Below are 26,760 nucleotides of genomic sequence, written 5' to 3' on the forward strand. Positions count from 1 at the left end.
AAGCTTGGGTGACTTAAGCTTAAAATACGGAGTGCACCGCCGAGGCGGTGCATTTTTTGCCTTAAATTTTTTTGCTTCAACATAATAAACCTGAGCTGCGGATAATTAATGCCTTTCTAGCAGCCAGTTTTAGCGCTAACTGCGTTGAATTCACTTCCAATAGCCAGCTATTGGTGCGTAAATTCGCCTTGTTTTCCCTAAAACTTGCTGGCTAGACAAGGAAAAAACTAAGTTGTACTTTAGCAACAATGAGTTGGAACATTCCTTATCCAAACCTCAGGTTAATAAGCAAACTGGCATTAGATTTTGCATTGTTCCGCAACTCCGTTATTATATGAATTATATATGATATGTGTATGGTTTATATAAATGGGTATCGTAAAAATTTCAGATGAACTACACGATGAGATCCGTGAAGCAAGCACTGTGATGTCGCGCTCAATCAATTCACAGGCTGAGTTTTGGATTAAAATTGGGCGACTTGCCGAGCGCAATCCAACGCTTACGTTTACAGAGATCATTACGGCAGAAATGACGCGAGTGAAGTCACAACAGCCAAAAGGAAATTGAGATGCAAGAGGTTACCTTCAAAACCGCTGATGAGATCCAATTGATGCGCGAAAGCGGGCGATTGCTTACGCAAGTGTTTGACTATATTGATAGTTGGATTGAACCCGGAATTTCTACGCTAGAGATTAATGACAAAGTGCACAACTTTATTGTTGATGAGCTTAAAGCGCGTCCTGCCAGCCTTGGTCAATATGGTTATCAGTTCGTCCTTAATAGCTCTGTGAACGAGGTCGTGTGCCATGGTGTGCCGAGTAAATCACAAATCTTAAAGTCTTCTGATATTGTAAACATCGATATTACGCTTGAGAAAAATGGCTTTATCAGCGACTCCAGCAAAATGTATGTGATGCCAGACGCATTACTCCCAGCCAAAAAATTAGTGGCAACGACTTACCAAGCGATGTGGGCTGGAATAAAAATGGTTAAACCTGGAGCAAAGCTTGGGGACATCGGTGCGGCTGTACAGCAAGTGGCTGAAAAAGCCGGTTACACTGTGGTACGCGAGTATTGTGGTCATGGGATCGGTAGAGAGATGCATGAAGCGCCAAATGTATTGCACTATGGCAAAGCAAATACCGGGATGACGCTCAAGCCTGGGATGACCTTTACCATTGAGCCGATGATCAATCAGGGTAGCGCAAAAATTAAAACCAAAAAAGATGGCTGGACTGTGGTAACCCGAGATAAAAAGCTATCGGCGCAGTGGGAGCATACTGTGTTGGTAACAGATGACGGCGTTGAAGTGTTAACCCTAAGAGCGGAAGAAGCGTAAGCAGTGCTGTACTTACGCTTGTTTTAGCATCAAGTGGGTATAACGACCTAGAGATGCATAGGGCTCTTGGCGATTGTATTTAAGCTCTAAGGCGAGCAAAGCGTCAAAATCTTCATCCGCCTTACTCAACTCCCTTAAATAGTCATGAAAACAGCGAACACCGGTTTTTTGCATAACGCTGAGTTTTGCCTTATCAAGCCAAGTTGCCATGTCAGTTTGGCTAATTGGTTTATTGGGACTGAGACCTACTTTTTGCTTTACTTTAAGGCCTTTTTGCACATAGTCGAAGTTACCGTACACCATATTGGCCATCAGGTGCGCCTCATGGTTGAAATACATTAGCGAAAGCAAGCCAGTTTCGCTTAGTTGCGACTTTAGCAGCATAAGCGCACTTTGTTGCTCAACCAGCCATTCAAGCACCGCATGGCACAATACTAAGTCGAATTGTCCTAAGTTCAGCGTATCGAGTGCTTGCAGGGGCGCGTGGATAAAATGCAGCAGGTCATTTAGTCCGGCTTCATGCGCGCGCGTTTTGGCAAGTTCAAGCATCTCTTCTGAAATATCAATCACAGTGACATGGTGGCCAAGCGATGCTAGAAAGAGCGCCAATTGCCCTTGTCCGCCGCCAACATCTAATATGCGTTTGCCACTTGATTGCGTTAACCAGTCAACTTGTGCGCTCAAGTCACGCTTGAGCACAGCTTCTCTGATTTTGCCTTTATTGGTGCCATAGATATTGTTTTTAAACTTGTGCGTCAGTTCAGCAAAGTTTCTATCTGTCGGTGCCGGTTTTTGCTGCTGCTTTTTTCTAGCCATATGCGAGATCACACCAAACGGTTAAACCGGGTTGTCGATATCAATAAATTCAACATCCAAACCATATTGCGCTGCCAAATATTCACCAAGTGCCTTCGCGCCGTAACGCTCTGTGGCATGATGTCCCGCCGCGATAAAGTGGATCTGTTGCTCGTTAGATGAATGAATGGTTTGCTCTGATGCTTCACCCGTTAAGTAGGCATCAATGCCTTGGTTTGCTGCGAGATCGATAAAGCTTTGCCCACCACCTGTACACCAAGCAATAGTGCTAATTGGATGATCGCCTGCAACATTTAAGAGCGGCTTTCTACCGAGTTTTTCTTCAACTAAAGCGGCAAAATCAACAGCAGTCATTGGCGTCGTTAATTTACCTTTTACCGCTACGCTATTTTTATTCCAAGGTTCAAGCGGTCTTTCATATTCAAGCCCAAGTAGCTTACCGAGCTGTGCGTTATTCCCGAGTTCAGGATGAACATCCAGTGGAAGGTGGTAAGCGATTAAGTTGATATCATTGGCAAGCAGGGCTTGTAGTCGGCGCTTTTTCATGCCAGTGACACACTGATCTTCCCCTTTCCAAAAATAGCCGTGGTGAACCAAAATGGCATCTGCACCGCGTTCAATAGCGGCATCAATTAAAGCTTGGCTTGCGGTAACACCCGTGACGATTTTTTGGATTTCGTCTTTTCCTTCTACTTGCAGACCATTTGGACAGTAATCGTTAATTTGAAATGGCTTCAGTAATTCCGTTAATTGATTCACTAATTTGGTTCGTTTCATAACACCCCCTAACTCTTAGATAGCGCTAGTTTAACTGGTTTTACGATAGATCAAAAAGGGAGAATATCGTGGGGGTGGAAAAGAAAAATGAGCCGCTCGTCCATGAGTGAGCTCATTGGGCTAGTAACTGGTTTGTTATTAAGGGTTTGTCACCTCGACGTCTTGTCCTGTTTGCAGGCGCTCAGCACCGCGAACGGCGACTCTATCACCGGCATGTAAGATATCGCTGGTGCGGGGAGTAATTTCCACCCATTGGCCTTTGCCATTGCCGACGGTGACAGGAATTTGTTCGGCTTTATTTTGCTCATCTATTTTGACGATATGGGTGCCTTGTTTACGTAATATTAAGGCGTCCCGGTCAACCAGCAATACGGCTTGTTTGCTGGTGAGCGGCACCGCTACATCAACTAATTGACCAATTGCCCACCTATGGGTTTGATCTGCTGCGAGTGTTGCACGCACTTCAACGGTTTGTGAGCGCGGATCGGTTGAGGGGATCACCGCTGTGACTTTTGCTGACGTGTTATCTGGCTGCGATAAATCACCAGAACGGATTGGCAGCGCTATGCCTTTTTGCAAAAACTTTAAGTATTTAACGGGCACATATAGGCGAACTTCTAGATGATGGATATCTAATATGGTGAGCAGTTCGTCGGCGCGGTTTATTTCTCGACCCGCGCGCTTAAAACGTTCACTGATAACGCCATCAAATGGTGCACGGACCGTTGCGCGAGTCAACTTATCGTCAATAACCTTAAGTTCGACTTCTGCTAAGGCGATATCCGACAGCGCTAGGTCATGTTTATTTTGCATTTCATCGACTTGACTCTCTGCCGCACTGCTGGTTTTTGCGAGCTTCTTTAATCGAGTCAATTCTTGTTGATATAAGCGTAAATTGATCTTGGCTCGATTTAATAATTCGGCTTGGCGGGCCTTATCGAGTTCCAGCGGAAGTGTGTCCATACGTACTAAGATTTCGTCTTTTGCGACACTGGTACCGGGTTCTGCTACGTACAACAAACGGCCACTAACTCCGGCGGTCAGCGTCACGTCGTCTTTCCCATACAGTGTGCCACTAACTTCAATTTCGCTCGTGAGAGGGGCTTTTGTCACTTCTGCGACGGTGACTGGCACCACGGCGATGGCTTGTGGCGCAACGATCCCAGCACATAGTGCTAGGGCCTGAAGTGTCTGTTTTATCGGGTTTTTCATTCTGTTCTCACTACTTACTGATTGGCAACTAGGCTGAGCGGGGCTTTGGCCGTTGATTTGTTTGTTTCGGATGGCGGAGTTTGCCGCCCAAGTTGCAATAAACTCGGCATCAACACTAAGGTAAATAAAGCACTGATAGCCATACCACCGACGATGACAGTCGCAAGGCCGCGGTAGATTTCTGAGCCTACGCCTGGCACGAGCATTAGTGGCAGCATGCCAAACAGACTGGTTAAGGTGCTCAAGTAAACGGGCCTTGCTCTTAGTAACACCGCTTGTCTGACCGATGCTTCACGGCTCATACCTGATGCCATCGCAACGCGAGTCTGATCCACCAGCAAAATGGCATTATTTACGACCAGCCCAAGCAAGATGATAAAACCTATCATGGTCAGTAAATCCAAGGACTGGAAGGTAAAGAGGTTTAAAATATACAGAGCCAGCACGCCACCTGCGATAGCCAGTGGCATCACTAACAATACCAAGGCGCTGTCTTTGGCAGACTTAAATAGCGCGGTCATTAACAAGAACAAAATGAACAACGCGAGGACAAAATTCAGTGCCATTTCTTCCATTGCGGAATTCATCTTTTGTGCATTTCCCGCCAAAATAGCACCCGCACTGGCCGGTAGGCTTGCGCGCACTTTTGGCATCACCTGTTCACTCAAGATGGTTTGCACTTGCTGCAGGCTCATATCAGCCGGAGGCGTGACAACAATGCTGACTGTGCGACGACCATTAACACGCCGCAGTTGCGTCGGGCCAACTGTACGTTCTATATTTGCCAACTCGCCGAGAGTTTGAATTCCTGACTGAGGGGTTACGATAGGCAAGGCTTTTAGTTCCTCAGGGCTTTGCCAAGGGATACCACGAAGAATAACGTTCATACGCTCGTTACCATCAAAATACTCATTGACGAATAATCCACCGGTATAAGCTTGTACCGCTTGAGATACATCTCGACGCGTTAATCCCGCTTGGGTGATCCTGCGATCGTTAGGCGTTAATCTAAGCTCTGGCTCTGCCATATCCAATCGCGGCTGAGGTCTGGCCGTTGCCTCAGGGAGTGCGGTTTGCACAGCTTGTAGAGCCACTTGAGCAGCTGAGATTAAGTCGTCCATATTGGGACCTGTAAGGTCAATATTGATATCGCGACCATCGCCGCCATTGGCGACTTGGATCATGGAGCCGCGAAAGAAAAATACTTGAGTATCGGGAAGGTCAACGAAGATTTCTTCTCTGGCCACTTTCATCAGTTCTTCAACACGTTGAGGGTCGGCTGAATAGATAAAACCGCCAGCATTAGAGCCAAACGCATAGAAATTAAAGTCTTTAATACCAGGTTCTTTTTCGCCTTGGTAATAGGGCATTAAGCGTTTTTTCACGCGCAGCAGCAATTCTTCTTCCATAAACTGTACGTTGCCACCAGGTGGTGTCACTAGGTTAAAGAAAAAGCCATCGGTGGGGGCTCTTGGCATAAAGTCAGTTTTTGGCAGCATGGTCATGGTTGCAACCACCGAGCCACCCAGTAATACGCCAATCCAAGTAAGTTGCTTTACTCTGTTATTGGTCAACTTCATGATGAAGTTGGTGAGCTTTTGCCAGTATTGATGATAAGGATCTGGTTTTAGTTCAGAGTCTGGCCACAAATGGTTTGCCAGTGGAATAAGGGTAATAGCACACAACATTGACGCAATAACGGCAATCGAGAGTGTCAGTGCTAAATCAGAGAATAGCTGTCCCTCAATACCCGCCATAAAGAGAATTGGTAAAAAGATGGCGACGCTGGTGGTTGTCGAAGCAAATAATGCTCCTGTCACTTGGGCAGCTCCTTTTAAGGCGGCTTTTTTGTTATCGAATCCTTCAGCTCTTAAGCGTGAGATATTCTCTTGGACTATGATAGCGGCGTCTAGTACAAGGCCCACTGCAAATGCCAATCCCGCCAACGAGATCACATTTAGACTACGGTCAAAGATATTAAGTGCGAGAAAGGCGACCATCAATGAAATGGGGATTGTAGCTGCAATCACCAAGGTTGCTTTTAAGCCTCTAAAAAATAGCCACAGAATTAAACAAGATAAGAGTACCCCAAGGCCTAAGTTACTTTTTACTAAAGAAAGTGCATTACGAATGTGGACGGAGGCATCAAAGCTGAGCTCAATCGATAAGCCATTTTCAGCCAGCGGCCCTTGGTTTAATTCATCAATTGCAAGGTTGATTTCATCAAGCAAGGCAACGGTATTTGCTTCGTTGGCCCGAGAGAGCCGAATATAATAGGCCGGTTTACCATTGCGGCCACTCATGCCCAAACGGTCTGAAAAGGTGCGCTCAACACTTGCAATATCACCTAAGTAGATTGGCCTGTCCCCAGAGTAGCCGACACGCATTTGAGCCATACTGGAAAGGTCATATTGGCCAGTGAATCGCACGGTATATTGACGACGCCCAACGTTGGCAAGACCTCCAGAGGTATCGCGAGAGCTTGCAAGTACATTACTGATTTGATCTAAACTAATACCAAGCGCGGCGGCTTTGTGCGGATCAAAGGTAACACGCAGCTCTTTTGGCCGCTTACTCGCTAGATCGACACGTGCCACGCCGGGAATTCGTGCAAGTCTTGGTTCAATAAACTCGTCGATTTGCTTTTGAAACTGCGCCATATCAAAATCGAGACTATTTGCCTGATAGTCTTTGGGCGTGACCAACAAAGTGGCTGCTGCTTCACCGTTATTACCGCCGGCGAATACGACTGGGTCTAGCGCATCAAGTGGCAACGGCGGAGCCTGATTTAAGCTTGTTAGCACATCAAGCATCGCTTGTTGCATATTTGCACCCACCGCAAATGTTAGCGTAATAGAGCCATTACCACGATTGATGTTGGTATTAACTTCAAGTGCGCCAGGTGTGTTTTTTACCGCATTTTCTAGCGGTTCGATGATCACCGATTCTATTTCTTCTGGAGCGGCTTGGCGCCATCCCGAGAAAATCGTGATCTGTGGTTGCTCAATATCTGGCGTCAACTGAATGGGCAGTTTAAATATACTTAACAGCCCAAATAAAATAATCAACACCAAGATGACAATTACACTCGCTGGATTTTTTAGCGAACCGCGTGTCACGTTCATTAGGTATATTCCAATCTTGCTTTTTCTGCATTGTAGTGGGATGTAAAAAAAGTGCCAGTAAGGTGAAATTCACGTTTGCTAAAGTTAGCGCTAAATCGGCGAAAATAAGCGATAAAGCGCATTTCTGTAATACCTTGTAACGCTTTTTTATAGTTTGAAAAACTTTTTGATCTGAATTAAAGGCAAATGAACTTGTACTAGTAAGATCAATAGAAGTGGCTAAACTTAGTCGAGCATGATCAGTTCTTTGCAATAATTGATAAATGATGTTCATAAGGAGGTTATATGTACGTTGCGTTAAAATGGGACCACGTTATCGGAGCACATTTTGTCCAGTGGATCGTCGTAAAATGCAGTGGCGTAACGGATAAATTTGGATTACCGCAAGCCTTACCCCCTCGGCGTGATATTGCCTATTTCACCAATCCTCAATCTGCAGAGCAAGATGCTAAACAATTTGCGGATTACAAAAATACTGGGCAAATGGCGCATATTGAAAAAAAATACTCTCCCAACTTGGGGGAGCACCATGGTTTTTGTCACTATGCGTGGGATCACACCTATCTGAGTGAATTAGTAAAACACGCTGTGCTCTATTGGGAAGATGGCAAACACTTCTCACCTGAGCCATATAGAAGCGATATTGCCTATTTTATCGATCCGCAAACAAGTGAAATGGATAGTATTTTCTTTGCACAATATAAATTAGAGCGAGCAAGGCTGCTGAGGCAAAAGCAAGATGCAGGTTAATACCTATTGGTATAAGCATATCGACTCACCTCACCGACGGGTGAGGTGAGTTTGTGATAGCAATTACTGAGCGTTATCTACATCACTTTGTGAGTACACTGGGTAGTCACTGGGTTTAAAGCGATTAAGGTTATTGAGGAAGCGACTGTCTTTAACGGGCAAGGTGGCAGAGCCATAATCATATTGATTGAGCTTTTCTCGTAACTCCGTGTTCGAAATTCCATCTCCAGCCATTTTGTACCAACTGATGATAGCGGGTGTGACAAAGCGGTAATAGTGGTTTTCAGCGATTTCGTTTGATTTGGCGAAGCGCAGTGCATGGGTCAAAATGCCGTCTTTATGATAGACAATTTTTAAATGGCCGTTCTCGAATGGTAGCTCATTAGCAGGTTTAGTGAATAAGTCGCCATGTGCGCTATAGCTACCGTGTGTAACTATCCCATCTCGAGTCCATACCGCTGCATACTCCCAATCATGGCGGTGACCACCACCAAAGTAATCAAACACTTGATCTTTTTTGAAGTAAAGTGCATAGAAGTGTCCACAATACTCGCCGCTAGTCGTTGTTTTACAGGCGTAGCGATGCACAGTATTAGAAGTATTTAAAAATTGATTATCTCGGCAATCACCTGTGATGCGCCCCGATGTTTTTAGCCCTGAATTTTGCACGCCAGTTCTACTGATCCCTGCGCTAGGCAGGCAACCATCACCGTCAAAATCGAACACAGGTTCAGTACCATTGATAATGTAGGGGGCTGGTAGGGCTTCGTCTAATGCCGCAAAGTCATTGGCGTAAGCGTATTGTGTACACGCTGCAACAATTGCGAGAGACAATAAAGGGAGTTGTGTTGTTGTCATACTGCTTTCCTTAATAAATGCGGTTGTGCCGTTTTGCACAACCGCTATCGATTAGAATCTAAGGTTAAAAAAGAAGTATGACTTAAATGTATATTTAATGTTAAGTTTTTTGTTGGTTGTTTAGCTTTTTTTGAAAGTCAGATCTGACAATTTCAAGTGCAGCCATGACTTCTTCTGCAGGAAGATCATGCTCTTCTAACAACATAATAAGGTCGACGGCAAGTTTTACATGAGTTGGCGCTTGTTCTAAAGGGGTACTCATACTTGAAATTGTTCCTTTTTAGCGATTTGTGAAATGGCAAAATCAATCGCACGCTCTACCGCCTGTTCCATTTTTACACGCTCGGGCTGAGGCAGGTAAAACTCCATGTCGACATCGTAGCGAATATAACGCGATGGTAGTTGGTTCAATACAGTACAACAAAAGTCAGCCATTACGTCTTCATCATAAATTTTATCTAACTTACGACGGACGATATGTTCGACGACCAGCTTCTCATAATAATTATGAATATCATCATGTAACTTCATACAGCCTCCTGCACATTCCTTTTAAGTTTATATCATAATAGCGGGGTTATCGAACAAAGCCAAAAAGGTTTGTTGATGTATATCTACAAGATGATCAACGTCGCGCTGGTAGCCCCCACCAAGAGCAAAAGCTAATGGGATATTGAGGTGATGAGCATACTCAAAAACAATCGAATCTCGAGCTCTAACACCTTGCTTTGAAACACTAAAGTGTCCTAGTTCATCGCCTTGATAGACGTCTGCACCAGCGTTATAGAGGATGATGTCTGGCTGGTATAATCGAACCGCCAGTTGTAAGGCTTCGCGGACGGTTGCCACATATTGCGCATCCTGTGTATTCACAGGTAAGGCAAAGTCCAAATCGGATTGCGGTTTAATGCGAGGAAAGTTACTTTCACAGTGGATGGAGCAGGTAATGATATCGTCTCTATCTGCAACGATCGTTGCTGTGCCATCGCCTTGATGTACGTCACAGTCAAAGATCAGCACTCGCTCAACCCGTTGATGTGCAATGAGCGTTGCCGCGACCACCGCCCAATCATTAAATATGCAAAAGCCGCTGCCAAAATCGCGATGTGCGTGATGATAGCCGCCGCTTAAGTTTGCTCCAAATCCATATTCGAGCGCATACTTTGCTGCCGCTAAACCGCCACCTAGAGAAATCAAAGTGCGTTCAACTAGTTGCTCACTCCAAGGAAAGCCCATTTTCTTAATTGCTTTTTCGCTCAACGTGCCGTTTAGAAAGCCATCAACGTAATTACCGTCGTGGCAAAGTTGCAGTGCATCAGCTGTGATTTTTTGCTCGGGTTCTTTGATAAATTTAGCAAATTTACTGGCGTTTATTCGTTGGTATAATTTTTTATACTTGCTGATAGGGAAGCGATGCTTTTCAGGCAGGCTCAACTCGCTATAAATAGGGTGGTAGTACAGCATTAACGGCTCTGACTTTTCTCAACTTCTTGAATTTTTTGCTCGGTGGCGGAAATGGCTTTTCTACAGCGGCCAAGGCGGGCATGAAGGGCTAATATTTCGGCATTGAGCTTGGCAGCTTGAGTGGGATCTGCTTTGTCCATCTGTAGTCTTCTGAGATCAATCATTTCTTGCAGTCGACGCTCAAATTCATGATTTTGTGACAGCTCCTGATATAACTCATGGGACGACTGCATAATCTTCTGCACTGCCTTCTTATACACTTTGGCTTTTTTTGGTGTATTCAGTTTGTTTTCTTTCGCCCAGACCGGGGTTGATTTTAACACCTTCAACACGGCTTCCATTTGTGAACCTATCCGCTCGATGGCAAATGTAAAGGCGTGGCGCTGCGCACTTGGCGGTAGGTGGGACATTGCTTCTGCTATTTCTTCAACATAGTCGCTGAGCTTTAAGCTTTTAGTTCGAAATACACGGGCATCAAATAAGCTGGGCTGTGACTGCATATAACGATTCTTATCAAACCATTTCGCGGAGTCAAATTGCGCTGCTTGTTGCTTTAAGCGGCTGACTTGTTGCTCAAGCTTGATAAGCCCTGTGCTCACGAGAAATAAGCCTCAAAAATGAGCTTGCCAGCAAGTACAATAACCACAGTGTTAAAGAGTGGTTTGATTAGTTTGTTGCCAAACTTAATCGCAGAATGCGCACCAAGCCAAGCTCCAAACATTAAAAAGGCGCCCATGGTGATACCCAGCATAAAGTTTACATGACCCAAGGCTACAAAGGTGATAAGCGAGATAAAGTTGGAAACAAAGTTCATTGAACGAGCAAGACCACAGTTTAAAAGTAAGCTCATTTTATAGAGCATACTGTTAGACGCAGTCCAAAACGTGCCAGTACCAGGCCCTGCCATACCATCAAAAAATCCCAATGATAAACCTTGCGTCCATTGCTTGATTTTGAGTGCTCGATTCGCTTCTGGCAAAGTATGGGAGTCTGTTGGGCTTAGCCTACCGATTAAGCTATAAATTGCGACAGCGATGATAATAACGGGAATAAGTTTATTTAAAAACTCGATACTTAAAAAGTCGACAAGTAATGTGCCCAATACGGCACCTATCGCAGTGGCAATAATAGAGCCAATCCAAAAGCTAGGTTTGAATAACTGCTTTTTGTAGTAGGTAAAGCTCGCGGTTAAGGAGCCAAAACTCGCGGCGAGCTTGTTGGTACCTAAGGTTAAATGCGGAGGAAGGCCAGCAGTAAGCAAAGCTGGTACGGTTAGCAGCCCACCACCACCTGCAATTGCATCAATAAATCCAGCAGCCAGTGCGACTAAGCAAAGTAACCCCCAAGTTGTGGGATCTAAAGCGAGTTCAAACATTATTAATCAATTTGCCTTTTGTATGGTGGCAGAGTATCAAGCATGGCTTTGCCATAACGTTTTGTAACTAAACGTCTATCTAAGATGGTGATACGGCCGGAGTCTGATTCCTTACGCAGCAGTCTACCACAGCTTTGTACTAATTTCTTTGCAGCATCGGGTACAGTGATAGATAAAAATGGATTCCCCCCTTTACTTTGCACGAATTCCGCTTGGGCTTCCTCAATAGGGGACGTTGGCACGGCAAAAGGGATCTTAGTCACCACGAGGTTCTCTAAGTATTTTCCGGGTAAATCTAGTCCCTCGGATAAGCTTTGTGTACCAAATAAGATACTGCCACGACCTAAGTCGATATTTGCTTTATGACGAGTGAGTAGGGCGTCACGGGAAAGCTCACCCTGTACCAAAATATTGAGATTTTTACTTCTTAATTTTTCTACCACATGATTCATTTGCCAATAAGAAGCAAACAGTACAAGGTTAGCCTTACTGGTGTCTAAATAGGTTGGCAGGGCATCCGCTAAATAATCGCTAAAGGCTTTATCCGTTGGATCTGTTTGGGTTTTTGGCAAATGCAATGTCGCTTGATTGGGATAATCAAACGGAGAATCAGCCTTGATATATTTAACACCAGGCTCTTTTGCCAACCCACTTTCGTGGGCGAAATGATCGAATGTGCCCAAAGCACTGAGGGTTGCGGAGCAGAGCACCGCGCCTGCACACTCTCGCCAGAGGTGATCCTTCAAATAATAGCCGACTTCAATCGGACAATCGCAAAGTAAATGGTCGTGATGGTGTTTGTATTCTAAGCGTTTTATCCACCTTGCATGTGGCACGCTGTCGCCTTTTCGAGCATAGCTAAACCAGAGTTTGTTGAGTTGCTCAAGTCGGTTGATATATTGACCGCTTTCAACCAATAATGGGTCGGCTAAAAAAGCTTGTACATCGCCGTCTGAAACATCGCCCGACAGAGCATCATGCATTTTGGTAAGGCAACGCAGTGCATCTTGCGTGGCATCCGCAATATCTTTTGCTTTTACGGTGAGCGCTTCAGGTACTTCGCCATGACTAAAGCGGTAGGTATCGTCATCGTTATAAGTAAAGTCGCTCTGATCGAGTATATCCCTTACCGCTCTAAGGTACTTCGCAGCGTCATTGGCTGCATCATTCAGTTTGAAATTCTGCCCAATGGCTTTTTGCGAAACCACGGTGTTTGCCATCTTTCCGCTAAACTTAAGTAGCTTTTCAAGCCACTCGATAGTGCCTTTAATCGTTGCCGCTGCAGAAGAAAAATCTCTGGTAATATGAGGCAGGTGGTGCGCCTCATCAATTACGTAAAATGTTTCTTCTGGTTCCGGTAATATCGTTCCGCCACCTAGTTCTAAGTCGGCCAGTAACAAAGCGTGATTAATCACCAACACATCCATTTGTGCAATCTTTTGTCGAGCTAAATGAAAAGGGCATAAGTGATGAGATTTTAGTTGCCGTTGGCAGGCGTGTTTATCACAAGCGATAACATTCCAAACTTTATCTGGAATTGTGTCTTCCCAGCTATCTCTATCACCTTGCCAGCGCTTTTCTTGGTAAGCAAGTGCCAACTCTCTTAAACACCTTTGCTCCATTTGAGAAAGCGGACTGCTGGTTGTCGGCATCATCGACATTTGCATCTCATCATCGCTGACGGCGGCCATCAGTTTTTGTACACAGATGTAGCGTTGACGGCCTTTTACGAGGTCAAATTTAAAGTCTATGCCTGAATGTTCTTTTAAAAATGGCAACTCTTTGTTGATCAGCTGTTCTTGTAAAGCGACGGTTGCAGTCGAGATGACGAGTTTCTTTTTACTTGAGAGTGCAACAGGAAGCGCGCCGAGTAGATAGGCTAAAGATTTTCCAGTACCTGTTCCTGCTTCAATCACGCAAATACGTTGAGTGCGGTGATAATCACCAGAGAGTGTTTTTGCGATTTCGGCGACCAGATAATTTTGACTCGGACGAGGACGAAAGCCATCTAAAGCGGAGGCGACATTTTGATGTGCTTGGCGGATGGTTTTTTTTAGTTTGTCTGAGAGCATAATCTATTTAGCCTAGAGTTCTGATATGAAGCAAGCCTACCACTTGAGTCTCGATTTTTAGTTAATCACTGCGTTAACGGATAGGTTTTATTCTGTTTGTGACTTTATGTTCAATAAACAGGTGGATATAATTACAGTGATTCGTCTATTTTAGGGTGGTATTGGAGTTGGCACAAGCGATATATCAGGGCTTTATTTTATCGAGACAGCAGATGCAGGTAAATGGCCAACTGCGCTTGTGTTATTGGCTCAAATCGCAACATCAGTTACTCAAGGTGTGGGTAGAGGATGAGCAGCCACTCTTTTTCATTAAACAAGATAAAAAAACGGAAGTAGAGCTGCTGCTAAGTCGCGCTCAGTTGCAGTTTAGCATCTCGCCAAGTCAACTAAAGCACTTCGATCAAGCTCCTGTTTGTGTTGTGAAATTTCGCACCTTGAATCACTTCTATGAAGCAAAACAGCTACTTGAAAATAAAATCGCGTTATATGAAGAGGATATTCGCCATTCCGACCGCTATTTAATGGAGCGCTTTATTCGCGGAGCTGCTTGGGTCAAAGGTAAAGCCACGCAAAAACCGGGCTATATCGAAATTACTCAGGCGCAATTTAAGGCTTGCGATGATTATAGGCCACACCTTGAAATGCTTTCTATCGATATAGAATGTAACGGCGAGGGGGTCTTATTTTCGGTGGGTTTAGTGACCGATACCAAAAAGCTGGTGATCATGATAGGTGAGGCGCAACATGCTGCCGTCGATGTCGTTTGGGTTGAAGATGAAATTGCGTTACTAGAAGAGCTGGTCAAGCAAGTGAATCGTTTAGACCCAGATGTGTTAATCGGGTGGAACGTGATTGAGTTCGATGCCGCAATACTTGTGGAGCGCGCGCAGGCTAACGGCGTCGTACTTGCGATAGGGCGAGATGGCGGAGCGATGTCAACCTTCAAAGGTAACTATACCCGGGTGTTTATTCCGGGGAGAGTGATGCTAGATGGCATCGATATGATGAAAAATGCGACCTATCACTTTGAAACATTTAAACTGAGCTTTGTGGCTGAGAAGATTTTGGGTGCTACCAAGCTTATCGCACAGGACGACAGGCTTGAGGAAATCATCAGGCAGTTTCATCATGATAAACCGGCGCTCGCAGCGTATAACTTACAAGATTGTCAGTTGGTGCTCGACATTTTTAGTAAACTAAACTTACTTGAATTTGCCCTCGCTCGAACTCAGTTGACGGGTTTGGAACTCGAGAAAATGGGCGGCTCAGTCGCTGCGTTTACCAACTTGTATTTACCGTTACTGCACCGTAGCGGTTACATTGCACCAAATTTATCTGAGCATGGTATTAACTTTGACAGTCCTGGCGGTTATGTCATGGACTCAAAGCCAGGCCTCTACCAAAATATTTTGGTACTCGATTTCAAAAGCCTTTACCCCTCAATTATCCGCACTTTTTGCATTGACCCTATGGGGTTAATTGAAGGATTACAGCATCCTGAACGTGCCATAGAGGGCTTTAATGAAGGTAAATTTAGCCGCACAGAACATCATTTACCGGGTTTAGTCGCCGCGCTCTCCAGCGCACGTGAACAAGCTAAATTAGACAAAGACATGATGCTCTCACAGGCGATTAAAATCATCATGAATAGCTTGTATGGCGTACTTGGTTCAAAAGGCTGTCGCTTTTACGATCCTCGTCTTGCGAGTTCAATAACGATGCGCGGTCATCAAATAATGCAACAAACGCGAACCTGGATTGAACAGCTTGGATATGAGGTGATCTACGGCGATACCGACTCAACTTTCGTCTGTTTACCCGAGTCTTTGCGTAGCGAAGCGTGCCAAGCAATAGGCAAGCAGCTGATGGTAGAAATTAATGAGCGCTGGCGCGCTTTACTTACGGAAAGCTTTGGTCTTCACAGTTATTTAGAAATAGAGTTTGAAACACATTATAGCCCATTCTTTATGCCCACCATTCGTGGTCAAGAAGTCGGCTCTAAAAAGCGATATGTTGGGCAGATCACAGATCTTGGCGAGCAAAAGCTGGTTTTTAAAGGAATGGAGACCGTGCGTAGTGATTGGACGGAAATTGCAAAGGAATATCAACAAGCAATTATTCGCGCGCTGTTTGACGGGCTCGACACCGTTGAGATCACTCATCAATACATAAATGAGATTTTCGCTGGAAAAGTAGACGAAAAACTCATTTATAAAAAGAAGCTTGGTAAGTCTGTTGAGTTATATACAAAAAATATCCCTCCTCAGGTAAAAGCGGCGAAACAAGCTATCGAAGATGGATTGTTGCAAACTGCTAAAAAGGGGGCGCAAATACCGTATTATTTAAGTACCGATGGACCCAAGTTCGCGCAGCAAGGCAAGCTCGTAGATATTGATTATTATCAATACATTGAAAAACAAATTCTTCCTATATATCAGATGCTTCCAAATGCATCTAAGCTATCAATTCGTTCCGATGGGCAACAAAGTTTCGATTTGATTTAATAGGGATCGTGCTTTCAAATTGCAGCCACCTTCAAGCCTCAAAATTAATTGATCAGCAAAAACACACTAAAATGAAGTTCCTTTTTTGTTAACTAAAATGGTGTGTTTCACCTTGTTTTCATAGTTAGTCCCGTTTTTGTGGATTTTTATTTTTATCAAGCTCACGGTTGTTTTGTTTTGTTGTTTTAATTCAATGTCTTATGTTGTGGTTTTTTTGTGCCTGCAATTGGTAATTGCAAAAAATGGTATAATTAACCTTGATCATTACTCGGGTGTTTGTTTAATATCTTGCCCCTAATGTTGCCAATTTAGAAATTAACAAGGCGGCAAAATAATAATTAATACAAGCTGTTTACAATAAAACAATCCAGGGTGATTCACATGCTAAACAATAAGTTAACTAAGGCGATTCGCTTAGCGATCGCGTTTGGTGGCGCTAGCGCTGCCGTGTTTGCAACCAATGTAGTTGCAGAAGAAGAAGGCGCGAAAAGCGTTGAGCGTATTGAAGTTACAGGTTCTCGCTTAAAGCGCACCGACCTTGAATCTACTGCCCCAATTACTGTTATCGGCGGCGAAGCGCTTGGCGATATGGGTATCAGTAACGTTGGTGAATTTGTTCAATCAAACCCAGTTATGTCTGGATCACCAGCAACAACAACGCGTAACAACGGCGGTAGTGGTGGTGTATTTGTAGAACTACGTGGTTTAGGTTCAGAGCGTACGCTAGTACTTATCAATGGTCGTAAGCCTGTAAGTGCAGACTTCCAGAATATTCCTGCTGCAATGATCGACCGTATCGAAATTCTAAAAGATGGTGCTTCGGTTGCGTATGGCTCGTCAGCAATGGCTGGTGTTGTAAACATCATCACCAAAAAAGAACTTACTGGTGTTGAAGTTAAAGCAACAACGTCTTGGTATGACATGTTTAGTGGTGGTAAAGAGCAAAGCTTCCAACTAGTTGGTGGTAAAGAGTTCGATGCAGGTCATATCACAGTAGGTTTCGATTATACCAAGCAGGATCCAATCTATCAGGGTGATGTGAAAGATGTTAACTTCTTCCAATACCCTTGGCAGGTGCTCTCAGAAGAAGGTGCTAAGAGCTTTTACGAGAACGGTTTAATTCCAGATGGTGACAATGCGAACGTATTCATTTTAGGGTCTGGTTCGACTCCTTGTGGTAATTTCTACGTTGAAGGTAAAGGTAACTTTACCAACGACAAATGCCCAAGTGGTGGTGACGGTAAGCCTTCTCTAAGCGACATGCGTCCATTTGTCGGCGGTGGAGAGGTAAACGATACTTACAATTACAACCCAGTAAACTTAATGCAAACACCTTTTGAAGTCGTTAACTTCTTTGTTGATACTTCATTTGAGTTAAACGATGACCTTGTTGTATATACAGAAACACGCATCAATAAGCGTACCTCAAAACAGGAACTTGCGGCTGTACCTTTCGACACAGCCTATGACCCAGGCTATGTAGTTACACTGTCAAATGGTTCGACGGCTAACGGTGTGTCAGCTGATAACTACTATAACCCATTCGGTGAAGATGTTTATCGCTCTCGTCGTCGTATGCTAGAGGGTGGTCGTTACTTTGAACAAGATTATGTTCGTTTCCAACAAGTTGCAGGTCTAAAGGGCGCAATTAACGATAACTGGCAGTTCGATGCTTACTACAACTATGGTGCAAATAGCCTTCAAGATACTGACTTTGGTCAGCTATACGGTCCACACCTAGCAAAAGCTTTAGGCCCATCATTCAAAGATGACGCTGGCAATGTGGTATGTGGTACGCCTGACGCACCTATTTCTGATTGTGTATCGTTAAATGTATTTGGTGGCCCAGGAACTGTGACGCAAGAGATGCTTGACTACATTACTGCTCCACTAGGCGATCACTATAATGATTCATTCCACCAAGTTCGTGTTGACGTGTTTGGTGAGCTATTTGAAGTCCCAGCAGGTTATGTTTCAAGTGCATTTGGCCTTGAGTATTACACCACTGAGTTTGAACAAGTAAATGATTCTGGTAAGTTCTTTGATTCAGTGACTGGTAACACCAGTAAGCCACTAACAGGTCTATCTAAGAACTACACAGCTGCATCGGCAGAGTTCTTGATCCCACTAGTTCGTGATTTAGGTGTTGAATCTGCAGATTTAACGCTAGGTGCACGTTATGACGACTTTAGCACAACTGGTTCAAACTTCTCTTGGATGGCTAAAATTGAGTCAAACATTTTTGATGGCTTAAAGTTCCGTGCAAACTATTCCGAAGTATACCGTGAACCAACGCTAAGCGATTTGTATTCGCCAGAGCTTGATTCATTTGAAAGCGCTTCAGATCCGTGTTCTGCGGCAAACATTGGTGGTTTATCTGCAGCCGGTCAGGCTAAATGTCTTGAAATGGGGGCTCCAGCAGGCGGTCACAACAGTGCTGACGCGCAAGTTCGTACACGTTTAGGTGGCAACACAGGTGTTCAATCTGAAGAAGGCGAAACATTCACTATTGGTTTTGTGTGGGCTCCTGATTTTGTTGAAAACTTAGGTGTCACTATTGATTACTGGGATATCAACATTGAGGGTAAAATTGGTTCTCTAGCAACTGATGATATTCTGCAGGGTTGTTATGCTGGTCTTATCGAAGATATGTGTGCAAAAATCTCACGTGGCTTTGATGGTTCAGTTGACCGTGTAGACAGTCGCACTACAAACTTACAAAGTATGACTGCTCGCGGTATCGACCTTGATGTGAATTATTCATTTGACACAGACTTCGGTGCATTTGTTGCTAGCGTATCATGGACTCACTTCTTAGAGCGTGGAGAAGAAAACTTTGATGGTGAAACAGGTACATTTATCGTTGAAGATCTAGTTGGCAGATTTGAAGATGACACGTCTTACTTTGAAGACAAAATCTTATTCAATCTACGTTATGACCTAGACAACCTACGTGTTGTGTGGGCTGCAAACTATCAGTCTGGTCTTGAGTACGGTGATCTAACTTACATTAAGCGTGATAATTACGATTCACTAGCAGGTTTAGTTGCTAAAGTTGATTCATATGTGTATCACGATTTAACAGCACAATACTCATTTGACACGAACACAACGGTGCAAGCCGGTATTCGTAACCTAACGGACGAGCTACCTCCTTATATTGAAACAGCGTTCAATGCGAACACTGATGAAAGTAACTTCAAGCTATTCGGCCGTCAGTTCTTCTTGGGTGTAACTCAAAAGTTCTAAACAAAGTTTAGCATTTCGACTCAAGTCGGCCTCAAATCGAGGCCGACTTTTTGTCTCAAAAATAAGTCCGAGTCCGATCTCACTAAACACTTTTCCTTAACAACTCCAACAGCGTATTGATTGCTTTTACACAGTGATGCTTACAATGAACAACTGATACATAGCAACACTTGATGGTCTAGTGCGATTTTTGTCCCCATATTGTTGCGCAAAGAAGGAAAGTTTGCGATGAATAACAAAATGGGTAAAAAAAGTGAACTTATTTTTAATTTTATAACTTCATGAGTTGTAAGGAGAAATTTGATATTTTATGTTAAAGTAGTGGTGTTTTACGTTTATTTTATGAAATGATTGTTGACCCTATGTTGGTACTAAAAGTAGTATAACCTTCGATACGATAAATCGACCAACTTTGGAAACAGGATTTGATTAATATTAAATTATTGTTTTCATATGGTTTTTGTATATATAAAAATAAAATCAGGGATCAATCATGTTTAATAATAAAGTAAGCAAAGCTGTTCGCTTAGCATTAGCTTTCGGAGCTGCATCAACAGCAGCATTCGCCAGTACAGCTGTTTCAGCTGAAGAACAGCAAGCCGAAGAAGGCGAGAGCGTTGAGCGCATCCAAGTAACTGGTTCGCGTATCAAGCGTTTTTCAGAAGTTGCACCTACTCCAGTTACTTCTATTACAGGTGTTGAGTTAGTAAACGCAGGTATTACTAACGTTGCAGACCTTCTTCAAAAACTTCCAGCTTCAGGTGTTGGTTCATCTCCAACAACTACTACAAACTCTATCTTCGGTGCTGGTATTAATACCACTGACTTACGCCAATTGGGCGAGGGTCGCACACTTGTACTTGTAAATGGTCGTCGTTATGTTGGTGCTTCTGTAGATAACCCTGCTGTAGACTTAAATGGTATCCCAACAGAAATGATCGAACGTATGGATGTTGTACACGGCGGTGCATCAGCAGTATACGGTTCTGATGCGGTTGCAGGTGTTGTAAACATCATTTTGAAGAAGTCTCAAGATACAATCGATTTTAACTATAAAAAATCTACTCCAGAACAAAGTGGCGGTGGTTCAGAATTCTTCTCATTCACTTTTGGTGATGAGGGTGAGAAAACAAGCTTTATTACAAGCTTGTCATACTCAGAAACAGAGCAATTGTCAGCAGAACAGCGTGACTTCTTACGTAACCCAGTAACAACTTTACGTAACCCAGACAACACAAGTGACGAAGATGGCTTGCCAGAGCGTGTACTTGCCGATGGTAAATGGGCGCAATACGGTGGACTTCAAACTTTAGGTATTTATGACCGTGCTGGTGATGCTTTTCTACCTGATGGTCACTTTGTATTTGGTGACAACGGGGAGCTAACTCCATTTGCGACAGGTGGAGGTCCACAGCCAGCTCCTAACGATCAACACCGTTATTTCGGTGATGAATTTGCTAATGGTTATAAATTTATTGAACACCAATATTTGGCAACGCCACTTAGACGTTTCAACGTATTTTCAAATGTTGTAAATAACTACCATGAAGACCACTCAATGAACTTCGAGATCTCATTCTCTAAGGCGAGTGCGTATTCTGAAAGTAGCCCAATTTTCTTATATAGTACCCTACGTGCGGATAACGCATTTTGGCACCCAGATGCAAAAGCACAGTTCGCAGAGGCAGGCTACGAAGATGACGACACAATCGGAGTCTATAAACTAGCTCAGGGCTTTGGTAACCGTACTTATGAAGATGATCGTACTTCATTAAACACGACGCTTTCTTTCCAAGGTGTTTTGCTAGATGACTATGATTATGAAGTCTATTTCAGCTATGGTCGTAATAAAAACGACACAGTTTGGAATGGTGAATTCCTAGAAGAAAATTACAATAACGCGATCGATGCTGTGTTGATTGATGGTGTTGTTCGTTGTGCTAACCGTAATGAAGAAGGTGAACTTTTAGGTGCGTTGGATGGCTGTCAACCGCTTAGTCTGTTTGGCTTAAACGGTGCTTCTCAAGAAGCGATGGATTATGTGACTACATCGGCTTCAATCTCGAAAGTGAAACAACAGCAAATTATCGGTGGTGTACTATCTGGCTATGCGTTCGAAATGCCAGCCGGTGGCGTATCGTTTGCACTTAGTGCAGAGCACAGGAAAGAAACTGGTTCTAACAAACCAGGAGCAGCGATGCAAAATAACCTAGTATTTGGTAACTTTGTATATGGCTGGGAAGGATCTTTCACGGTTGATGAGATTGGTCTAGAGACTTCAATCCCTCTACTAGCAGACGCGCCATTTGTTGAGTCGTTGAGCCTAGAGCTTGCAGCTCGTTACATGGACTACTCGTCTGTTGGTGATAATGTTGCTTGGAAGGTTGGTTTCAACTATGCGGTAAATGACCAGTTACGTTTCCGTGCGACTAAATCGCAGTCAGTTCGTGCTCCTTCATTATCACAAATTCATGCAGCGGGTACTCAGTCATTTGCTCCGTATAGAGATCCATGTGACCAAGTTGAAATTGCAACCGCTGATGCTGAAAAGAAATCGAATATTATTGCAAACTGTAAAGCCGCGGGTATCCCTAACCCAGGTCCTTTAGAGTCAAATTGGAGACCATCTGTTGATTGGCGTGGTGTTACACCTCCAAGTGTGAATTCTGGTAATCCAAATCTAAAAGAAGAGACTTCTGACGATACATTGTTTGGTTTTATCTATACACCGACAGAAGACTTAACGTTAATTGTTGATTACTGGAGCTTCGATGTAGAAGACGCTATTGCATCTCTAGGTGCGCAGCGTGTGGTAAACGATTGTTACGAGGCATCGAGCCTTGATAATACATCTTGCGAGTTAGTAGACCGTGACCCAGCGACCAAAGAGATCTCAATTGTACGTAATGCACCATATAACTTAGCGTCTTATGCACTTAAAGGTGTTGATATCGAGTCAACATATAAGTATGAGACTGAGTTTGGTTCATTTGATTTCCGTCTACTTGCTACATACTTAGAGCACCGTGAGTTTAATACTGACGTTGCGAACGAAGAATATGAATTTAACCCAACAGTTGGCGAAATTAGATACCCTCGCTGGCAAGGTAACTTGACGATTGGCTACACATACGATGATTTGTATGTTGGTCTAATTGGTAAGTATCGTCATTCGACAGTAAACGATAGAAAGTGGACTGCTGAAGTCAATAACTACAATGACGTTCCTTCATATACTGAGTGGACATTGAATGCTCGCTATACAGTTAATGAAATGATTGAGGTCCGTGCTGGTGTAGCTAACCTATTTGATATTACACCACCGAGAAATCCAGGAACATATGATGAAGGTGAGTTCTTTGATGTTTACGGCCGTCGTCTAAACGTTGGTCTTAATATCCGATTCTAAAAATGAATTAACATACAAAAAGGGCTAACTTCGGTTAGCCCTTTTTTATTTCAGTATCCCAACCATAATATTGTGGAGGTTGGACAAAAATAAGTTAACCTGAACTTGGGATAAGAAGTTAGTTATTAAACTAAAATACCTAAGGTCAAAAGCGTAATATCACTCTAGCCAGAAGTTATTTCTTAATACAAGGCAAATTTGTGCGTCAATAGCTGGCCTATTGCAAGCAAATTTAACGCAGTAGTAAGGGATAACAGCTGCTAGAGAACAAGTTACTATCCCGAGTTCAGGTTAAGTTAAGTCACATCGACTACTTTACTCGCTTTACGATAGCGTATTTTAAAACCACTCCAGGCTGGCAATTCCCACCTCTTTGGTGCGCCTTTCCTTGTACCGTTGATATGAGTAAGCTCGATTCTTTTTCCTTTAAAGTTATAGCTTACCGCCATAGTCAGCTCTGGAATTGACCAGGTTAGCGGAAACTTTTCAATAAACGGTGTTAGTTCCCACGCTTCAATTTCTTTGAATAACAAGTCTTGTTCGCTGATTAGTTCTATATCGTCATAGCTTTCTATACCAAGGGCCGTTAGCTTGTCACTTAAAAAGGAGTTGAGTGTGGGCACAAGTTCATCGCGCTCATGAAATTGGTAGAACAATGCAGTTTGCTCAATACTGGCTTCTATTTGCTTGGCCAAACCTGAAAAGAGCGTATTATTATGGATAAGAAATACTAAGGCATAAACAACATCCTTAGGCTTTTCAAGGCGCTTAGTTTGTTGGCCTAAAACCTCGTCACTGTAATGTGTAATAAACTCACCCCAAAGCTCACCATTATCAATATGGGCAGAGCGCAATGTTTGGTTGCCGAGGCCCATTTCAAGTAATTGCTTTTTCGTTAGTAGCGCATTACACATCGCGAGCGTCTTGGCTTGTTTGGTACCTTTACCTGCGAGAGAAAAAGTATCTAATACCAGTAATGCTTCAGCCTGTCCCGAGACGCGAGTATGGTTTGAAGGCATGACTTCAGCTAGGCCATTGTTAAAGCCGTTGCGACGGTTTTGCTTATTAATATAAACCCAGTGTGGCATTAGCTTAGCTAACTCAATGACCAGTTTGTCATGGTCAAAACTAGCTGCCTTATCTAAAGGCGGTAGTGCAAATGCTTCACGCAATTGCGTGCTAAATTGCTGTGCTTCTGTGAGCGCCTCAGGCGTAATATCAATTAATTCTTCAGTTTGTCCTCTCACCACCGCGATAGCGATTTCTATATCTGAGCCTCGAGTAAATCGGCTATTTAATCTTGTTAAACGCTCTACATCATTAGGTAACTGGTAAACTCGGGCTGGTACAGACAATAGCGAAATAAGGTCAATAGCCGCTTGGCGTAGCGTGTTTGAGGCCAATTTATGGATCACATAACCAAACTCAAAATCGACGGGCAGCGGGTACAGCAGCTTGCCAAGCGGAGTTGCTATATTTTGTTCATCAATGGCTTCTAATGTAATTAGCTGTTGTTTAGCTTTATTTAGTGAGCTTTCTGGGAGTGGGTCGATAAAATCAATAGACGAAATGCCCGTTGTTGCGCAGCCCGCCGCAAGTACAAGCTCTGCCAATGATTCTCTTTGGATCTCAGGCGGGGTGCTGTCTATCAATGGCGCGTATTGGCCATATAACCGGATACATAGTCCCGGTTGCGTGCGTCCTGCGCGTCCTAGACGTTGCTTTGCCGAATCTCTTGCAATCGCATCTAAGCCTAATACGGTTTTTCCAAGGCGCAAATGAGTACGACGCTCAAGCCCTGAGTCAATCACGCAAGTGACATTGGGAATAGTGAGCGAGGTTTCGGCAACATTGGTTGCGAGAATAATTCGACGTGTACTTTGTGCGGTTAATGCAATGCGCTGAGCTTCTGGGCTGCAGCCACTATATAAACCAACGATAGTCGCTGGCAGCGCTTTTACTTTAGCTAAGCTTGCTTGGATCTCGGCCTTGCCAGGTAAAAAGACCAAAATATCGCCCTGGCAATGTTCCAATGCGTATTGGCAAGCTGCAAAAACTCGAGTATCGAGTTGCTCTTTTTGGGGCATAGTTCTTGGATCGGGCCCGTGAAAACACTCTTCAACGGGGTAAATGAATCCTTCTGACTCTAAGATAGGGGCGCCTAAATAAGAGGCTAACTTTTGGCTGTTTAACGTTGCCGAGGTAACAATTAGCTTGTGCGATTGAGCCTGTTTTAAGAGCGCTAATAATAAGTCCATGTCCCAGCGTCTTTCATGAAACTCATCCAACATAACGACGCTGAATTCTGCAAGTTTGCTCTCAAAAGACCACCTTAATGCCACACCAGGCGTTGCATAAACTACCTGAGTGTCTGGTGAAAACTTCCCCTCAAACCGAATAGCAAAGCCCACCTTTTCGCCAAGCGGTGAGCCACTTTGAGCCGCGACATATTCAGCTAAAGAGGTACAAGCAATACGCCGAGGCTCAATGACTAATACTCTGCCATGTTGTGAGGCCCAGAGCGGAAGTTGGGTTGATTTGCCAGAACCTGTTGTGGCACATACAACAATCGCATTTTGTTCGCTTAGTGTTTGAGTAAACTGAGGCTGTAAAGATTCAATGGGTAAAGACATAGCAGTTCATTTGCATTTTTTCGCCATAGTAACAAAGTTTGCTTGAAAAAGTCGGAGTCAGTACCAATTAATATTTGAAGGATTATTCAACCTGAACTCGGAATAAGAAGTTAGGGAACTGATATAAAATACGCCTTCTAACATTATTCAACTCTAGCCAGATGTTCTTTCTTAATACAAGGCAAATTTGTGCGTCAATAGCTAGCCTATTGCAAACAAATTTAACGCAGTAGTAAGGGATAACAACCGCTAGAGAATAAGTTATTATTCCTAGTTCAGGTTATTTTATAAAGGCCAACAGCCATGATAGAAATAGTGCTTATTATCGGCCTTATTCTATTTGTTTCTCTGTATTGGAACTGGGAAAAAATTCAAAGACTGCAGTGGCAAAGGAAATACCAAGATCAAACGCTGAGCGCCTCAGATAAGCAAGTATTGCTAAAATACATGCCTATCTATCGTAAGATGACAGATGTTGACCGCGCACAGCTGGAAAAACATATTGTCTGGTTTCTTGGCGAGAAACGGGTGTTGGGTAGAGATGGGTTAACGGTGTCACGGCCGATGACTTTAATTATTGCCGCAGATGCCTGTTTACTGGTTCTTAAGCAAGCTTGGCCGTTATATCCCAACGTCAAAGAAATATTACTCTATCCCAGTAGTTATTACGCGCCACAAACTTCTAGAGATGGTGCAGGTTTGGTTAGTTTTCACCAAACAGTTCGTCAAGGAGAGTCTTGGCCTGGAGGTACTTTAGTGCTGAGTTGGCACGATGTACTTGAGGGAAATCGATTGCCTGAGGATGGCCACAACTTGGTGTTTCATGAGTTTGCCCATCAACTTGACCAACAAACTGGTGCGACGAATGGAACGCCTGCGTTACCTGTAGGAATGAGTTACCAAGACTGGGGGAGGGTGCTATCAAAGGCTTACCAGCACTTAAAAATGCAGCTGTCTTACAATATGCCCCATGCTATTCATTCATACGGCGCAACAAACGAAGCGGAGTTTTTCGCCGTGGTAACAGAAACCTTTATTGAAAAGCCCCATGAACTCAAACAGGAAAACCCAGAACTATATAATTTGTTAAAAGACTACTATCAGTTTGAACCAAGAGATTGGCAACAACATTAAAGCATAACTGACGCTAGCTAAAATAAAAAAACCGCTCGGT

General features: G+C 43.7%; 19 protein-coding genes. 7 read left to right on the plus strand and 12 right to left on the minus strand.

Going from position 1 to position 26,760, the window contains the following annotated elements:
• Window positions 1-369: 369 nt before the first annotated feature.
• Window positions 370-570, plus strand: a complete 201-nt coding sequence (locus L1271_RS01470; protein WP_010606564.1) for a ParD-like family protein — start codon at window positions 370-372, stop codon at window positions 568-570.
• 1 nt (window position 571) lies between these two features.
• Complete coding sequence (gene map / locus L1271_RS01475) at window positions 572-1,342, plus strand: type I methionyl aminopeptidase (RefSeq protein WP_017216249.1); 771 nt, start codon at window positions 572-574, stop codon at window positions 1,340-1,342.
• Between the two features lie 12 nt (window positions 1,343-1,354).
• Here the strand turns inward: map and L1271_RS01480 are convergent, their stop codons facing one another.
• From L1271_RS01480 to L1271_RS01495, 4 genes are all read right to left on the minus strand, one after another.
• Window positions 1,355-2,158 carry a methyltransferase domain-containing protein gene (locus L1271_RS01480; protein WP_102057255.1) on the minus strand — a complete coding sequence of 268 codons (804 nt, stop codon included), beginning with the start codon at window positions 2,156-2,158 and terminating at the stop codon, window positions 1,355-1,357.
• Between the two features lie 21 nt (window positions 2,159-2,179).
• On the minus strand, window positions 2,180-2,935 hold the full coding sequence (locus tag L1271_RS01485; protein WP_235366611.1) for a Nif3-like dinuclear metal center hexameric protein: 756 nt from the start codon (window positions 2,933-2,935) through the stop codon (window positions 2,180-2,182).
• 138 nt (window positions 2,936-3,073) lie between these two features.
• Entirely contained in the window at window positions 3,074-4,147 is a 1,074-nt protein-coding gene (locus L1271_RS01490; protein WP_235366612.1) for an efflux RND transporter periplasmic adaptor subunit, read from the minus strand.
• A gap of 14 nt (window positions 4,148-4,161) precedes the next feature.
• Window positions 4,162-7,272: an efflux RND transporter permease subunit gene (locus L1271_RS01495; RefSeq protein WP_235366613.1), complete on the minus strand. Its 3,111-nt coding sequence runs from the start codon at window positions 7,270-7,272 to the stop codon at window positions 4,162-4,164.
• Between the two features lie 285 nt (window positions 7,273-7,557).
• On the opposite strand from L1271_RS01495, the gene L1271_RS01500 reads away from it, so the two are divergent.
• Window positions 7,558-8,022, plus strand: coding sequence for a hypothetical protein (locus L1271_RS01500; RefSeq protein ID WP_235366614.1), 465 nt, complete (start codon window positions 7,558-7,560; stop codon window positions 8,020-8,022).
• Between the two features lie 63 nt (window positions 8,023-8,085).
• On the opposite strand, the gene L1271_RS01505 is transcribed toward L1271_RS01500, so the two are convergent.
• The 7 genes from L1271_RS01505 to dinG form a co-directional block, all read right to left on the minus strand.
• Complete coding sequence (locus tag L1271_RS01505) at window positions 8,086-8,880, minus strand: NPP1 family protein (RefSeq protein WP_045989194.1); 795 nt, start codon at window positions 8,878-8,880, stop codon at window positions 8,086-8,088.
• Between the two features lie 100 nt (window positions 8,881-8,980).
• Entirely contained in the window at window positions 8,981-9,142 is a 162-nt protein-coding gene (locus L1271_RS01510) for a DUF2496 domain-containing protein (protein WP_010375809.1), read from the minus strand.
• On the minus strand, window positions 9,139-9,411 hold the full coding sequence (locus L1271_RS01515) for a late competence development ComFB family protein (RefSeq protein WP_010606573.1): 273 nt from the start codon (window positions 9,409-9,411) through the stop codon (window positions 9,139-9,141). Before L1271_RS01515 ends, L1271_RS01510 begins: the two co-directional genes overlap by 4 nt.
• A 27-nt stretch (window positions 9,412-9,438) precedes the next feature.
• On the minus strand, window positions 9,439-10,344 hold the full coding sequence (locus L1271_RS01520) for a histone deacetylase family protein (protein ID WP_235366615.1): 906 nt from the start codon (window positions 10,342-10,344) through the stop codon (window positions 9,439-9,441).
• Entirely contained in the window at window positions 10,344-10,943 is a 600-nt protein-coding gene (locus tag L1271_RS01525) for a primosomal replication protein (protein ID WP_235366616.1), read from the minus strand. The genes L1271_RS01520 and L1271_RS01525 overlap by 1 nt, the downstream gene beginning before the upstream one ends.
• Window positions 10,940-11,719, minus strand: coding sequence for a TSUP family transporter (locus L1271_RS01530; RefSeq protein ID WP_235366617.1), 780 nt, complete (start codon window positions 11,717-11,719; stop codon window positions 10,940-10,942). The genes L1271_RS01525 and L1271_RS01530 overlap by 4 nt, the downstream gene beginning before the upstream one ends.
• Window positions 11,720-11,721: 2 nt before the next feature.
• Complete coding sequence (gene dinG, locus L1271_RS01535; protein WP_235366618.1) at window positions 11,722-13,791, minus strand: ATP-dependent DNA helicase DinG; 2,070 nt, start codon at window positions 13,789-13,791, stop codon at window positions 11,722-11,724.
• Window positions 13,792-13,958: 167 nt separating this feature from the next.
• Here dinG and L1271_RS01540 point away from each other — a divergent pair, with 167 nt between their 5' ends.
• From L1271_RS01540 to L1271_RS01550, 3 genes are all read left to right on the plus strand, one after another.
• Window positions 13,959-16,295, plus strand: coding sequence for a DNA polymerase II (locus L1271_RS01540; protein ID WP_235366619.1), 2,337 nt, complete (start codon window positions 13,959-13,961; stop codon window positions 16,293-16,295).
• Window positions 16,296-16,676: 381 nt separating this feature from the next.
• Window positions 16,677-19,544: a TonB-dependent receptor domain-containing protein gene (locus L1271_RS01545; RefSeq protein WP_010606579.1), complete on the plus strand. Its 2,868-nt coding sequence runs from the start codon at window positions 16,677-16,679 to the stop codon at window positions 19,542-19,544.
• 493 nt (window positions 19,545-20,037) lie between these two features.
• Window positions 20,038-22,953, plus strand: a complete 2,916-nt coding sequence (locus L1271_RS01550; RefSeq protein WP_235366620.1) for a TonB-dependent receptor plug domain-containing protein — start codon at window positions 20,038-20,040, stop codon at window positions 22,951-22,953.
• A gap of 296 nt (window positions 22,954-23,249) precedes the next feature.
• Here the strand turns inward: L1271_RS01550 and L1271_RS01555 are convergent, their stop codons facing one another.
• Entirely contained in the window at window positions 23,250-25,586 is a 2,337-nt protein-coding gene (locus L1271_RS01555; RefSeq protein WP_235366621.1) for a helicase-related protein, read from the minus strand.
• A 303-nt stretch (window positions 25,587-25,889) separates the two neighbouring features.
• On the opposite strand from L1271_RS01555, the gene L1271_RS01560 reads away from it, so the two are divergent.
• Entirely contained in the window at window positions 25,890-26,720 is an 831-nt protein-coding gene (locus L1271_RS01560; RefSeq protein WP_235366622.1) for a M90 family metallopeptidase, read from the plus strand.
• The last annotated feature ends 40 nt before the right edge of the window (window positions 26,721-26,760 follow it).

It is taken from the genome of Pseudoalteromonas sp. OF5H-5 (assembly GCF_021530695.1).
Lineage (GTDB): Bacteria > Pseudomonadota > Gammaproteobacteria > Enterobacterales > Alteromonadaceae > Pseudoalteromonas.